The sequence below is a fragment of the Dolichospermum compactum NIES-806 genome, from assembly GCF_002368115.1.
GTDB classification, from domain to species: Bacteria; Cyanobacteriota; Cyanobacteriia; order Cyanobacteriales; family Nostocaceae; genus Dolichospermum; species Dolichospermum compactum.
In genome coordinates this window covers 3,693,732-3,706,775 of sequence record NZ_AP018316.1, presented here as the reverse complement: position 1 = coordinate 3,706,775, position 13,044 = coordinate 3,693,732, and the positions used below count along the sequence as shown (strand labels likewise).

The 13,044-nt window shown below is 37.5% G+C and carries 12 protein-coding genes, 1 tRNA gene and 1 pseudogene; 7 read left to right on the top strand and 7 right to left on the bottom strand.

Features of this window, described 5'->3' with window-relative positions:
- The first annotated feature begins 211 nt into the window (after positions 1-211).
- The 3 genes from patD (at position 212) to trxA (ending at position 2,605) form a co-directional block, all read left to right on the top strand.
- Positions 212-562, top strand: coding sequence for a heterocyst frequency control protein PatD (patD, locus tag CA730_RS17480; protein WP_096669225.1), 351 nt, complete (start codon positions 212-214; stop codon positions 560-562).
- A 292-nt stretch (positions 563-854) separates the two neighbouring features.
- Positions 855-2,102 (top strand): hypothetical protein, encoded by a 1,248-nt coding sequence (locus CA730_RS17475; protein WP_096669223.1) that lies wholly within the window; start codon positions 855-857, stop codon positions 2,100-2,102.
- 167 nt (positions 2,103-2,269) lie between these two features.
- Entirely contained in the window at positions 2,270-2,605 is a 336-nt protein-coding gene (gene trxA / locus CA730_RS17470; RefSeq protein ID WP_096669221.1) for a thioredoxin, read from the top strand.
- 5 nt (positions 2,606-2,610) lie between these two features.
- Here trxA and CA730_RS17465 read toward each other — a convergent pair whose 3' ends face one another.
- The 3 genes from CA730_RS17465 to CA730_RS17455 form a co-directional block, all read right to left on the bottom strand.
- Positions 2,611-4,110: a family 10 glycosylhydrolase gene (locus CA730_RS17465; protein WP_096669219.1), complete on the bottom strand. Its 1,500-nt coding sequence runs from the start codon at positions 4,108-4,110 to the stop codon at positions 2,611-2,613.
- Positions 4,111-4,275: 165 nt separating this feature from the next.
- Positions 4,276-4,349, bottom strand: a tRNA-Pro gene (locus tag CA730_RS17460).
- A 122-nt stretch (positions 4,350-4,471) separates the two neighbouring features.
- A complete protein-coding gene (locus tag CA730_RS17455; RefSeq protein WP_096669217.1) occupies positions 4,472-4,837 on the bottom strand; it encodes a DUF1818 family protein in 366 nt (121 codons plus the stop codon).
- 267 nt (positions 4,838-5,104) lie between these two features.
- Here CA730_RS17455 and recA point away from each other — a divergent pair, with 267 nt between their 5' ends.
- Positions 5,105-6,178, top strand: a complete 1,074-nt coding sequence (recA, locus tag CA730_RS17450) for a recombinase RecA (RefSeq protein WP_096669215.1) — start codon at positions 5,105-5,107, stop codon at positions 6,176-6,178.
- 213 nt (positions 6,179-6,391) lie between these two features.
- Here recA and CA730_RS17445 read toward each other — a convergent pair whose 3' ends face one another.
- From CA730_RS17445 to cysS, 4 genes are all read right to left on the bottom strand, one after another.
- Positions 6,392-7,027, bottom strand: coding sequence for an HAD-IA family hydrolase (locus tag CA730_RS17445; RefSeq protein WP_096669213.1), 636 nt, complete (start codon positions 7,025-7,027; stop codon positions 6,392-6,394).
- Complete coding sequence (gene queG / locus CA730_RS17440) at positions 7,002-7,976, bottom strand: tRNA epoxyqueuosine(34) reductase QueG (protein WP_096669211.1); 975 nt, start codon at positions 7,974-7,976, stop codon at positions 7,002-7,004. The genes CA730_RS17445 and queG overlap by 26 nt, the downstream gene beginning before the upstream one ends.
- 211 nt (positions 7,977-8,187) lie before the next feature.
- Positions 8,188-8,388 (bottom strand): hypothetical protein, encoded by a 201-nt coding sequence (locus CA730_RS17435; RefSeq protein ID WP_096669209.1) that lies wholly within the window; start codon positions 8,386-8,388, stop codon positions 8,188-8,190.
- 250 nt (positions 8,389-8,638) lie between these two features.
- On the bottom strand, positions 8,639-10,102 hold the full coding sequence (gene cysS, locus CA730_RS17430) for a cysteine--tRNA ligase (protein ID WP_096669207.1): 1,464 nt from the start codon (positions 10,100-10,102) through the stop codon (positions 8,639-8,641).
- 144 nt (positions 10,103-10,246) lie between these two features.
- Between cysS and CA730_RS17425 the strand changes: the two genes are divergently transcribed.
- From CA730_RS17425 to CA730_RS25215, 3 genes and pseudogenes are all read left to right on the top strand, one after another.
- Complete coding sequence (locus CA730_RS17425; RefSeq protein WP_096669205.1) at positions 10,247-10,864, top strand: Uma2 family endonuclease; 618 nt, start codon at positions 10,247-10,249, stop codon at positions 10,862-10,864.
- A 210-nt stretch (positions 10,865-11,074) separates the two neighbouring features.
- Positions 11,075-12,211, top strand: a complete 1,137-nt coding sequence (locus CA730_RS17420; RefSeq protein ID WP_096669203.1) for a CobW family GTP-binding protein — start codon at positions 11,075-11,077, stop codon at positions 12,209-12,211.
- Between the two features lie 379 nt (positions 12,212-12,590).
- Positions 12,591-12,866, top strand: a pseudogene (locus tag CA730_RS25215) (transposase); the annotation flags it as partial.
- Positions 12,867-13,044 lie beyond the last annotated feature (178 nt).

The following is a 13,044-nucleotide window of genomic DNA, read 5'->3' as shown; positions in this document are numbered from 1 at the left end:
AGTTTAGAGACAAGGTTGGAGAGATGATGTCCTAACTGCCTGTGGTCATCATCCATTGTAGGTTTCTTTCAAACATAATCATAAAAACCTATTGACGGTAAACCAAGCCTCAAAATAAGATTTGAGACTTGTGATTTGGAGCAGGAACAATGGAAAGCTTGGGGATATAAGAAATTTTTCTTGACATTAATACTATCTTAACTAGCAACAGATGTCTTTTAATTGTGATAAATATCAGGAATTGGCAACATTTCTAGATGAGTTTCGGACTAATGTAACAGCAGGTAAACTCAGTGCGGGGGAGTTACGTCCGCATTTAGCCAAATTACAGGCGTTTTTTAGCCAGCAAATTGTTCCTTTGGTTGATGCTAATTCACGAGAACAATCCTATAAAACGGAAATAAGTAAGCAGTTGCGGCTATTGGAAGTAGATATGATGTTTCTCCAAGGTGCAAAGCAATTAACAACATCACAAGCTAGATTGAAAACTATTGAGGAGCGTATTGATACTCTAATTGGATATTGTCAAGCTATTACCCAGCCAGCAGAAGAGAAGGAATAATTAACCACAAATATACTGAAATTAAATATTTTTTTCACGCAGAGACGCAGAGGCGAAGAGAGGAAGAGTTTGAGAGATGGAATTTTTGCCTCTTGATCGGGAATAATAAAATTATATACTTTGTCACAGTAGAGCAAATTTAAACCAATATGGACTGGACAACACTACATAACTATATAAAACTTAACAAAAAAACCACTAAAGTCATAAGAGAATGGTAAATTAATTTCAGTAACATCCGTAATCAGGTTGTGTTTCTTGATAGTACATCAACTTAAGTACATACAGTTATATGTTTACCAGAATCCGCCGGCTTTCAAATCGGTTTTTTAATAACTCTCGAACGGTAAACAACGAACCACTCAATAAAGTGAGTTTAGTTGTCATTATTTTAGTTGATATTTTTATTTTAATTAATGTTTTTACGGGTTTAAATAATATTAGTGAATGGCATCTTAGCCCGACTCAAGCTTATCCATGTTATTCTGAATGGGATATTTACAAAACCCAAACTACCAAAAATAAAGATTATGAATTTCTGAGGAGTTCATTACCTTATGGTAGCAATGAGCAAAGAATTCGGCAAACATATCAAGATGTAGAAGTCGGACATTTGGGTAAGGTTTCAGAAATATGTTTGAACTATGGTGAATCTAAAGATAAACTGAATAATCCGCAAAATCAGAAAATTCTTACCACAATAAATCAGACACAAGATAAAATTAGTCGTCTTGAACAAGCAAACGCTACCATTCGTCAGCAATATGATTCAACCTTATTAGAAAAAATTGCTGGACAGTCTTCAGGTAATTCCATTAATCAGGTTCGTGCTGAAAAAGCTAAACAGGAATTAACACAAAATATCGAGAAAATTGCCAACTTAAAACAGGAAATTGCTAATCTGCAAAATCAACTGCTGACAAAACCTGAAAGTGTTAATTTTCTGTCTTTTGTCAAAGATGAAACTAAATTTAATGAAGTTAAAAAAGGCTATAAAGATGCTTCCTTTTGGTATCCTAGTATTCAATTATTTTTTCAAGCTATCTTTTTATTACCGCTCATTCTCATTGCATTATTAGTTAACAACTTCAGTCAACGCAAAAGATATGGACTAATAGCGTTAATTAGCTGGCATTTGCTAGTTATATTTATCATTCCCCTAGTTCTGAAAGTATTTCAATTTTTACAAATTGGTATAATATTTCAATTCTTCTTTGATATTATTAGTTTTCTGTTTGGTGGGCTAGTTTTCCTAATTAGTTATGTTTATATTTTGCTAATTCCCTTGCTTGGTTTTGGCATGATTAAATTCTTCCAAACCGTTGTCTTTAATCATAAAATTCAAGCTGCTAACAGAATTCAAAAATCACGCTGTATTCGGTGTGCTAAAAAAATTCGTCCTCAAGATAGCCACTGTCCCCACTGCGGTTACTATCAATATGTCGAATGCCATAATTGTCATAATTTAACCTATAAAGAATTACCTTATTGTCATCATTGCGGTGCTGATAAAAATTCTCCTAATTTAGAGGTAAATTAACATTTTAAGAAAGTAGAGAAATTTCGATGTAAGTGAGGTATAATGGGGAATAATTAACCACAGATGGCATAAAATAGACGCAGATAAACGCAGATAATTTGGTTTTCCTGCTCTCCTCATTTATTTGATATTATTAAGTTATTGATTGAAATCTAGGCAAACAATTTATGTCATCTATTACCAATGTCACTGAAGCTACATTTAAGCAAGAAGTTCTAGAAAGTCAGACTCCTGTTTTAGTTGATTTTTGGGCCCCTTGGTGTGGTCCTTGTAAAATGCTGTCTCCTGTAGTGGAAGAAGTGGCTGCGGAATACGAGGGACAGGTAAAAGTGGTAAAGTTGAATGCTGATCAAAATCCTACTGTTGCTAGTCATTATGGGATTCGCAGTATTCCCACTTTGATGATATTTAAGGGGGGACGACAAATTAAAACAGTTGTTGGTGCTGTTCCTAAAACTACATTAGCTACTACATTAGATAAGTATGTTGATTCCATGCAATAGCTTTTTTACCTAACATTGCAAGATTTCCGTTCTCCGTCATGTTCAGGATGTTGCCAAGAATAAGCAAAATGGCTAACACCCTTAATTTGAGGAGATAATTGACGGAGGGCTTGCATTTGTACTTCTAAAGGGGGACGATTGCTAATTGATTCTCCCCACTTCCCAGCTAAGGCCGGAATGACTTTTGTGCCTGGTTGTGCCATTTTTAAAACTTGTTGAACTTGCGCGACAATGCAACTAGCATTCCCGCAATTTGCATAGGACATGGGATGCCATTCTAGGGTACTGGGGAATTTATCCCAAGGTTGCAAGCGGGAATCGTAACCTTGTCCTAAAGCTTGATTACCTTCGGGAAAAAACACTGCTCCCGCAGGAATACCTTGTTGTTTGGCTGGGTAACTTGCTAAAGTTATAAAATCTACGATACCTTGCATAGCGTGAGCAACGGAAAGTAACCACAAATCCAATTGCAAAACCCGCTGTTTTTCCTCTGGAGAAGGTAAAGATTTCTGCTTTCTTGCGGGAATACGCCCTTCCCATAAGGGTTCATCTTCTTGAGGATAGCGTTTATCAATTTCTGCTATATCGCCGGCGCTGACATATCCTCTGGTGAGAAAACGGCGAATTAATTCTAACCCTTTGGCATTTTTGGCGCGACTAAATAGGACTTCTTGGGTGGCTGGAGTAAATAGCCAGAGGTCATGAACTTTGGTAGCAATGGAGTCAATGCCAGTCTGACGAGGATAACGAACATAATCGAAGAGAATACCATCTGGACGACGGCGGATAACCTGTTGCACCATGCGGTAGTAATCGGTTTTTGCTTGGGTGTTGTAGGGATCAATGAAGACTTGGGAACTATCTTCTACTACGGATAAGCTGGTTTGATTTTTGCCATTACGAGCGATCGCACTTTGTCTATCTGTACGTTGAGCATAGGTGTAACCAAAGTTAGTCGTAAACATCCAAGCATAAACTTTTAACCCCCGTTGTTGCCCTTTTTTAATTGCTAATGCCAATAAATCGAATTTTTCTGCACCAGGAAGGCGAACTACAGCAGGCCAAACTGTAGAGTTAGTTGCGGCGGGTAATAGTACCCTTCCATCATAAAATACTTCTAAATAAACTTGGTTATAGCCTTGGTTGACAATTCGATCCATAATTTGATCAACTGCTCCCGGCTCAATATCACAGGGATACAGGCGCAACCAAATAGCTTGAGTTTGCGGCCAAGTCTGACTACGACAGGTTTTTAATTCTTGTGTATGCTGTTTGAGTAATTTCTGATAGCGATTTTCTGCTTCTTTATTGCCTTTAAGAGCTAATAAACGTAAGTTTTCTTTTTCTTGAGTTGCTTTTGATGATAGCCAACAATCCTGTCCGTTCTGAGCAATGGTGGGTTTTATAGCTAGGTTGAGAATCAATAAGCAATTAGTAATAATTACAGTAAATAAACCTTGCCAAGATAAAACTACTCTTAAAAATTTCCAGTTGAAATCAGACATAAATAGCCATCAGTTTTGATTAGTCAAAGCTTGCATGAAACAGCCTGTACTTAAAGTATCCCCACGTCTAGAAAAACGTACAGCCATCAAAAGCAGTATCTTAATAAAAGACTCAGACATATACTTAAAGCTAGAAGAATATGCCGCAATTAAAGTTTCCGTAAATCGGAACGTAGGGATTTGAACCCTAGACCTCCACTACCCCAAAGTGGCGCGCTACCAAGCTGCGCTACGTCCCGGAAATATGAACTTGAGATTTTAGACTTTTGATGTGGTGATGATGCCAAATGTGTGAATCTAAAATTAATTAAGTCACTCTTGCGAGTATATCACAAGGTCAAGAAAAATAGCAAGGGGTTTTTCAAAAAACTTTTAGCATTCTGATGGCTGGCAACAATTCAGCTACGGCGGAAGCTTCCCATTTACCTTCTGCTCCTCGTCCTGTGTTGAGGATGAAGCGCAGATTGTAGGCATGAGCATAACCTTCCACCTCCATCCATAATAAATCACTTTCGGCTTCACAGGCAATTTTTTCCTCGTCCATTAGCTCTGTAGCTAGATGCTTCATGGTATCTGCAAGCTGATTAAATAAACGACAAAATTCGGTTAATTCTGCTTCAGTTAGTTCTAACGCCCAATCTTGAGTCCCGACTAGTCCTTTAAATTCTGGTGCATCTGGATTCCAGCCTATGCGCCAACCAGCACCGCTTTTGATGACTCGTTCCATACTGATTTATGCTCAGACTGCTGCTATCAATTGTGAAAATTATACCAGTTGGCTTTACCGATGGCGATAGGTAGACAGCCGATACAGTCAGTCTTTCACAATCTTAAATCTAAAATGCTATAATTTCTCAGCGATCGCCTTAGGATCTTGGCAAACATAATTTTGTAAACATTCCTAATTGGCACACTTTCCGGTTAGGATAGTATATCCGTTCTATTAAAACTCCCGTCCCAGCAATTTTGGAAAATCCTATACTTAGAGGCAAGAATGGCAGCTAATACTGAGACTTCTGGCAAGCAAAAAGCGTTAAATATCGTACTTGGACAAATTGAGCGCAGCTTCGGCAAAGGAGCAATTATGCGCTTAGGTGATGCCACCCGGATGAAGGTAGAAACAATATCCACCGGGGCGCTCACCCTAGATTTAGCCTTGGGTGGTGGTTTACCCAAAGGACGGGTAATCGAAATCTACGGACCAGAAAGTTCTGGTAAAACTACTATTGCTCTCCATGCCCTCGCAGAAGTGCAAAGAAATGGTGGTATAGCGGCTTTTGTGGACGCTGAACACGCCTTAGACCCTACCTATGCTGCTGCATTGGGTGTAGATATTGACAACTTACTTGTTTCTCAACCAGACAATGGTGAATCAGCATTAGAAATAGTTGATCAACTTGTGCGTTCGGCGGCTGTTGATATTGTTGTCATTGACTCCGTTGCGGCTTTAGTCCCCCGTGCTGAAATTGAAGGGGATATGGGGGATATTCACGTAGGTTTACAAGCTCGGTTAATGAGCCAAGCTCTCCGGAAAATAACTGGTAATATTGGTAAATCTGGATGCACAGTTCTATTCATTAACCAGTTACGGCAAAAAATCGGTGTCACCTATGGTAGTCCTGAAACGACAACGGGTGGTAATGCGCTGAAATTTTACGCTTCTGTGCGTTTGGATATTCGCAGAATTCAAACTCTGAAAAAAGGAACTGATGAATTTGGCAACCGTGTCAAAGTCAAAGTAGCTAAAAATAAAGTTGCACCACCTTTTAGAATTGCCGAATTTGACATTATCTTTGGTAAGGGTGTTTCTACCATTGGTTGTTTAGTAGACATAGCTGAAGAAACTGGTGTTCTTCTCCGCAAAGGTGCTTGGTATAGCTACAGTGGTGAAAACATTTCCCAAGGTAGAGATAATGCGATTAAGTATTTAGAAGAAAAACCAGAATTTGCTGCCAAAGTGAAAGAACAGGTTCTGGAAAAACTCGATAAGGGGGCTGTAGTTTCTGCTAATTCTGTAGTGCAACCCCATGATATTGAGGAGGAAGAAGAGATTGAGTTAGAGGAATAGAGTCAGGAGTCAGGAGTCAAGAATAAAAGCATAAATAATGTTTAAGTGTTGATTTCAACTTTGTACCTCCTGCAACCTGCACTATGTTGTATTTAATGAAAGATTAGAGACATTAATATTCTCTAAAAATATCCTTTTAGAGGGTGTTTGAAAAACTAGCCCTGGCGATTAGAAAGATGCCTCCTAATCGCCCAAAACTTTTCAAATATCCTCTTAACAGCTTTTCATTACAGCCAATAATTCACTAGGATGATGAATTAAAAAATCTGGGTTTTGTTGGCTGAGGGCTTCGGCAGAATTAAAACCCCAACTAACGGCAATTACTTTGATATTAGCTTTTTTAGCAGATTCTATGTCTCTAGTTTCATCACCGACATAAATTACTGCTTCTGGTTTGAAGTTTTTTTGTCGTAACACATTATTAATAATTGTGGTTTTACCAAAAATAGTTACTCCTGAATAAATAAAGTCAAACAAATAATCTAAGTTATGACATTTGAGAAATTGATTGACGTTTTCTTGAGAGTTAGAGGTAATAATTCCCAGGTGATAACCTTGATTGTGGAATTCTATTAATGCGGTATTAATTCCCTCAATAGGTTTTAATTCTGGGATTTTATGTTTTAATTCTCCTTTTACTTTTTTAACCATAAAAGGAATTTTGAAGAGGGAAACACCAGAATATTTAATAATTTCTCTGGCTGTTAAATTTCTCAATAGGACTAGTTCTTGCGAATTAATCGGCACATATCCAAATTCCAAGGCTAAACGATTGGCAATAGTTACAAGAGCATCTACTGTATCAGCAATCGTCCCATCGAAATCAAAAATTATTACTTTCTGGGTCATTATTATGCCTGGATTTGTCAAGATTAGCGCGAGCATTACGCCGTAACATTTCTGGTTTAATACGTCGCAAGGCTGATGCTGTGAATCTTCTATCCCACTCCTCGTTTGATATTTGGGCTAATTCTACCAGCTTTGGGGCTAAATTCCCAGGATATGGTTGAAAATCATTGACATTAGTTGTTTGAGCAAATCGCTGATTCCAAGGACAAATATCTTGACAAATATCGCAACCTGCTATCCATCCTTGTAAATGGGGTGTGATGTTTGCAGGGAGTTCTTCGGCGCGGTTTTCAATGGTATGATAGGCAATGCAGCGATTAGCATCTACGATAAAGGGTGCGGTAATTGCACCTGTCGGACAGGCTTGCAGACAACGAGTACAAGTGCCACAATGTTGGGTGGATGGGCGATCGCTTTCTAGCTCCAGATTGGTTAGTATTTCTGCCAAGAACACCCAAGAACCATATTTTCTGGTAATCACATTCCCGTTTTTAGCAATCCAACCAATGCCGGCTTTTTGCGCCCAAACTTTATCTTGGACTGGGCCTGTATCTGCATAATAACGGGTTTTGACATTTTCGCCCAGGGATTCTAGCCAAGTAGCTAATTCTTTGAGCTTTTTGTGCATAACTTTATGATAATCTCGTCCCCAGGCATAACGGGAAATTTTGCCATATTCCTCTCCTGACGGACGTTGATGGGGGGTATAATAATTCAGTGCTACAGATATGAGCGATCGCACTTCTGGCATCACTAAACTAATATCCTCACGCTTGGGGTTTTTCATCCATTCCATGTCAGCGTGATAACCCATTTTTAACCAAGCGTGCAATTTTTCTGTTTCTGTCGTCTCTAAATCACCGGCAGCAGCAATCCCTACTTCCTGAAATCCCAATTCTTTGGCTTTTGCTTTCACTTCTGTGCTGTTTATTGAGATATATTCATTCATTTTCAAGTATTATTAATTGTATAATGATATAGCGATTCTCGCTTGAGTGAGATACAAAAACCCCAACCCCAACCCCCTCCCCGCAAGCTAGGAGGGGGCTTATGTTGTATCTCATTCAAGTGCATACTGCTATAGTAATATCTTGAGTGGGTTAGCAACAGATAACCCACTATTTTAACTGATTTCAATAACGTCCTGCTCAAAATTCCCTTTAAGAATCTTCTGGAAACACCCACTTTGGTGGTTCTGTCATTTTTTTCCGCAATCTTTCTTCAGCTATTTCTAGCATTTTGTCTAAAGAAGTTTCTTCGATGAATTTTGAAGTTGATTCTCGATACTCGATATGGGGACATTGATCACCTAAAACACACCCGTTAACACAGGCTTCAGCACAGTTAATTTTTTGTTCCACAGTGAATTCCTCTCTAATGTGGGTGTTTTTATTTTGTAAATAAATTTTACAACAACACTTGGTAGGCGTAAAGCTTTATCAGTTCCAGGAAAGTAGTGATACCAAATTAAGATGAGGCTGGGATAAGATAATATCTCCAGAATATTTTACCGCAGATGAACGCAGATAGCAGATGAATTAATGGATTCCATGATTCTGTGTCACCTCACATAAAGTTGGTATTACTTATTTTTAGTTTTTAATTCTTGACTTAACCTTTGTGCCAGCGTGTGCCTTCTTTACTATCTATTAAGCTAATGCCTTTTGTTAATAGTTGATCACGAATCCTATCAGATTCGCCGAAGTTTTTGGCTTTTCTTGCTGCTTGTCTTTGTTGAATTAGTTCCTCAATTTCCATATCACTTAAACTATCCTGTGCAGGTGTTTCTGTTTCTGGTTTAGCGGTTAAACCCAAAACATCTGCTAATGTAATTAAGGTTTGCCATTTTTCCAGTAATTCATTTGCTGAAGTTCCTGTTTTGCCTTGATGAACAATAATATTGCCTTCCCGAATTAATTCTTTGGCTAATTCAAAAATTACTGCTAATCCACCAGGGAAATTAAAATCATCATCAACAGCTTCTTTGAATTTCTCAATCTCCGAATTTTGGATTTTAGATTTTGGATTTTGGATGAGGTTAGATTCATCCCACTCTAATTTTTTACCATGTTGATAACCAAAGAGTAATCCTTCTTTGATAGTATGCCAGCCGTTAGTTGCTGCTAATATAGCATCATCGGTAAAATCTATAGGTTTGCGATATTGTGCCATCATCACAAATAATCTGACCGCCATTGGGTCTACACCCCGATCTAATAATTGACGAATGGTGATAAAATTACCCAAGGATTTAGACATTTTTTCCCCATCTACCTTCACCATGCCATTGTGTAACCAATAATTAGCTAAAGGTTTGCCAGTTACAGCTTCCGATTGAGCAATTTCGTTTTCATGGTGAGGGAAAATTAAGTCAGCACCACCAGCATGAATATCTATAGTATCACCCAGGCGATCGCGCACCATCGCAGAGCATTCAATGTGCCATCCTGGACGACCTTTTCCCCAGGGAGACTCCCACGCAGGTTCACCGGGTTTTGCAGCCTTCCACAGAGCAAAATCAAAGGGGTATCGCTTCTTTTGATATTCTGCATCTTCGACATTTACCCGTTCACTTGCACCAGCTTGCATATCCTCCAATTTGCGTCCCGAAAGTTTGCCATACTCAGCAAAACTTTGGACAGCATAATACACATCACCATTAGACGGATACGCAAAACCTTTGTGTTCTAAATCGTGAATTAATCTTTGAATCCCATTCATTGTATGTGTCGCGCGGGGATATTCATCAGCCTCTTTAATCCCCAACCGTGACATATCCTCAAAATAAGCTTGGATATAGCGTTCTGCAACAACTTCCATCGAAGAATCTTCTTTTCGTGCGCGTTTGAGAATTTTATCATCAATATCAGTAAAATTTTGGATATAACGCACATCATAACCAATAAACTCAAGGTAACGACGCACTACATCCCAAACAATACAAGCTCTAGCATGACCCAAATGGCAGTAATCATAAACCGTCACACCGCAGTAATACATTTTAACCTTTCCAGGTTCGACGGTGGTAAATTGTTCTTGACGACGGGTAAGAGTATTGTAAATAGATAGGGTCATAATAGAGTAATGCGGAAATCGGACGATAAACAATAATAACCCAAGTTGATGACAATGGCGTAAATGAAAATTTTATTAGCTAATGATTGGCTATAATTCTTATTAGTAAAACTTCGTAATTTTGTGAACACTTGGAGGTAAACTATGATTCAAGCATTACCAAAAACTAAACCAGTAACTTTTGAAGATTTTGTGCAATGGAAACCAGAAGAAAAGTATTATGAATTACATAATGGAGTGGTTATTAAAATGAATCAACCTTTAGGTGATCATGAGTGGATTATCCTGTTTTTGAATGACATAATCTTTTCAGAATATAAACGGTTAGGTTTGCCCTATAGTATATCAAAAACCGTCTTAGTGAAACCTCCTGAAAATGAATCTGCTTACGCACCTGATGTTTTACTACTCAATCCATCTAATTTAATTAATGAGCCATTATGGAAAAAATCAGCTACAGTCACTCAAGCTGCATCAATACCATTAGTAATTGAAGTTGTGAGTACAAATTGGCGTGTTGATTACTTGGCAAAAGTGAAAGACTATGAAGAAATTGGTATTCCTGAATATTGGATAGTTGATTATTTAGGTTTAGGTGGAACTCCCTATATAGGAAATCCCAAACAACCAACTATTTCTATCTATGATTTAATCAATGGGGAATATCGAGTTAGTCAATTTAGAGAAAATGAAACTATAGTATCACCAACCTTCCCAGAAATTACCCTCACTGCTAACCAGATTTTTCAAGCTGGAATGTAAATATGTTACACCAATTTTATATGAGGCTACACAGAATCATAAAATCCATTAATTCATCCGGCTTTATCTGCGTTTATCTGCGTTTATCTGCGGTCAATTATTTTGGAAATATTATTCTACGCAGCTTCATCTTAATTTAGTGCTACTCTAATGCCGAGTGGACAAAACCAAGATAAAATTTAGAATACACCAAAGTTCTCCTTCATGACTATGCCAACAACAGTTAATTCCGAATCTCACGCAATGGAAGTTGCCAAACAAGGGTTACCAGTTACCATTATTACAGGTTTTCTTGGTAGTGGTAAGACGACTTTACTCAACCATATTCTCACAAATCAGCAAGGTGTGAAAACTGGAGTTTTAGTGAATGAATTTGGCGAGATTGGCATTGATAATGAATTGGTTATTTCCACTGACGAAAACATGGTGGAATTAAGCAATGGTTGTATTTGTTGCACCATTAATAATGACTTGGTTGATGCTGTTTACAAAGTTTTAGAAAGAGAAGAAAAGCTAGATTATCTAGTTGTAGAAACAACAGGTTTAGCAGATCCTTTACCTGTTGCTATGACATTTCTAGGTTCAGAATTACGAGATTTAACTCGGTTAGATTCTATTATTACTGTAGTTGATGCGGCAAATTATAGCTTAGATTTATTCAATTCTGAAGCTGCTTTGAGTCAAATTACTTATGGTGATGTGATTATTCTCAATAAAACTGATTTGGTTGATGAAGCAACCTTAGAGGATTTAGAGAAAAAAATTAACAATATCAAAGAAGGTTCCAGAATTATTCGGACAATAAAATCCCAAGTTCCCCTTCCTTTGATTCTTAGTGTCGGGTTGTTTGAATCTGATAAATATTTTGATGACCACGCAGAAGAACATCATGATCATGGTGATCATGGTGATCATGGTGATCATGATCATGTTGATTGTGGACACGAACATCACGACGATCATGATCATTCTACCTGTGGACATGACCACCATGATCATGAACATCATTACCATTCTGACCATTTAGAAAATGATGGTTTTCTCTCGATTTCTTTCCAAAGTGATAAACCTTTTTCGATTAGAAAGTTTCAACATTTTCTAGATAACCAATTACCCACAAATGTCTTCCGTGCTAAGGGGATTATGTGGTTTGATGAAAGTCCGCAACGGCATATTTTCCATCTTTGCGGTAAACGCTTTACTATTGATGATGATCAATGGAAAGGTGAAAAGAAAAATCAATTAGTGTTAATTGGTCAAAATCTAGATACCAAAACCTTACTCCAGCAGTTAGAAAACTGTATTTGTCTTCCTTCGGCAACTAAAGGCAAGGGATTTGGGAAGTAGTGATTAGGGAATGAAATAATAGTAGGTTGGGTAAATAATTCAATTTTACCCTTTACTTCTCTATTATTTATATATTCAGGACTTACGCAACTGGCACAGCGATCGCTAATTATTAGTATATGTGTACTGCAATAATGAAGATGTTATTGAATCAGACTGATTGAGAATTGTTAATAGTAATAGATTAAATAAATGACGGGTATTAATTTTATGAGAGAATGATGATAGGGTGCATTAAGAAATTAATTAACGATGAAATTTACTAAACTTAATTACTGCCAGTATTTACTTAGCAGTCAAATCAACTACACAATGACTAATCTAGCAGAACATTTAGACAATATTAGTCACGATAAAATTAATTATTATTTAAAAAATGAGTTCTATGGATGTTACACAACAGGTGTGTAAAATCCGTTGGAAAATAGAAGAGTTTCACAGGGAGATAAAACAATTAACTGGCATTGAATCATGTCAGTGTCGCAAAGGTCGTCTTCAAAGAAATCATATAGCTTGTGCTATGTTGGTTTGGCTAAGACTAAAAAACTTAGCTTACAACACAGGTCAAACTATTTATCAAATTAAGCATAATTTGCTTTCTAATTATTTAATAGGACAACTAAAACGTCCAGATATTGCTATGTCAATGGTTTAGTCTTTAGGCGCTCGGTGCAGCGTAGCCGCACCATCGCTTGTGCCAGTTGCGTAAGTCCTAATAACAACAGAAACTCCACGAAAGCATCTGTTTTGTATTTTCTCATTTTTGGAGTGAATCAGCACATCTTTTGAGGTTTTTCATCGTAATTGAGTACAAACCTTTCAATGATTTTGAA

Excerpts from the sequence above, each read along its gene's own strand:
- CA730_RS17420 (WP_096669203.1), top strand. The coding sequence starts at position 11,075 with ATGCCAACAACAGTTAATTCCGAATCTCACGCAATGGAAGTTGCCAAA.
- patD (WP_096669225.1), top strand. The coding sequence starts at position 212 with ATGTCTTTTAATTGTGATAAATATCAGGAATTGGCAACATTTCTAGAT.
- CA730_RS17465 (WP_096669219.1), bottom strand. The coding sequence starts at position 4,110 with ATGTCTGATTTCAACTGGAAATTTTTAAGAGTAGTTTTATCTTGGCAA.
- cysS (WP_096669207.1), bottom strand. The coding sequence starts at position 10,102 with ATGACCCTATCTATTTACAATACTCTTACCCGTCGTCAAGAACAATTT.
- CA730_RS17425 (WP_096669205.1), top strand. The coding sequence starts at position 10,247 with ATGATTCAAGCATTACCAAAAACTAAACCAGTAACTTTTGAAGATTTT.
- recA (WP_096669215.1), top strand. The coding sequence starts at position 5,105 with ATGGCAGCTAATACTGAGACTTCTGGCAAGCAAAAAGCGTTAAATATC.
- trxA (WP_096669221.1), top strand. The coding sequence starts at position 2,270 with ATGTCATCTATTACCAATGTCACTGAAGCTACATTTAAGCAAGAAGTT.
- queG (WP_096669211.1), bottom strand. The coding sequence starts at position 7,976 with ATGAATGAATATATCTCAATAAACAGCACAGAAGTGAAAGCAAAAGCC.
- CA730_RS17455 (WP_096669217.1), bottom strand. The coding sequence starts at position 4,837 with ATGGAACGAGTCATCAAAAGCGGTGCTGGTTGGCGCATAGGCTGGAAT.
- CA730_RS17445 (WP_096669213.1), bottom strand. The coding sequence starts at position 7,027 with ATGACCCAGAAAGTAATAATTTTTGATTTCGATGGGACGATTGCTGAT.
- CA730_RS17475 (WP_096669223.1), top strand. The coding sequence starts at position 855 with ATGTTTACCAGAATCCGCCGGCTTTCAAATCGGTTTTTTAATAACTCT.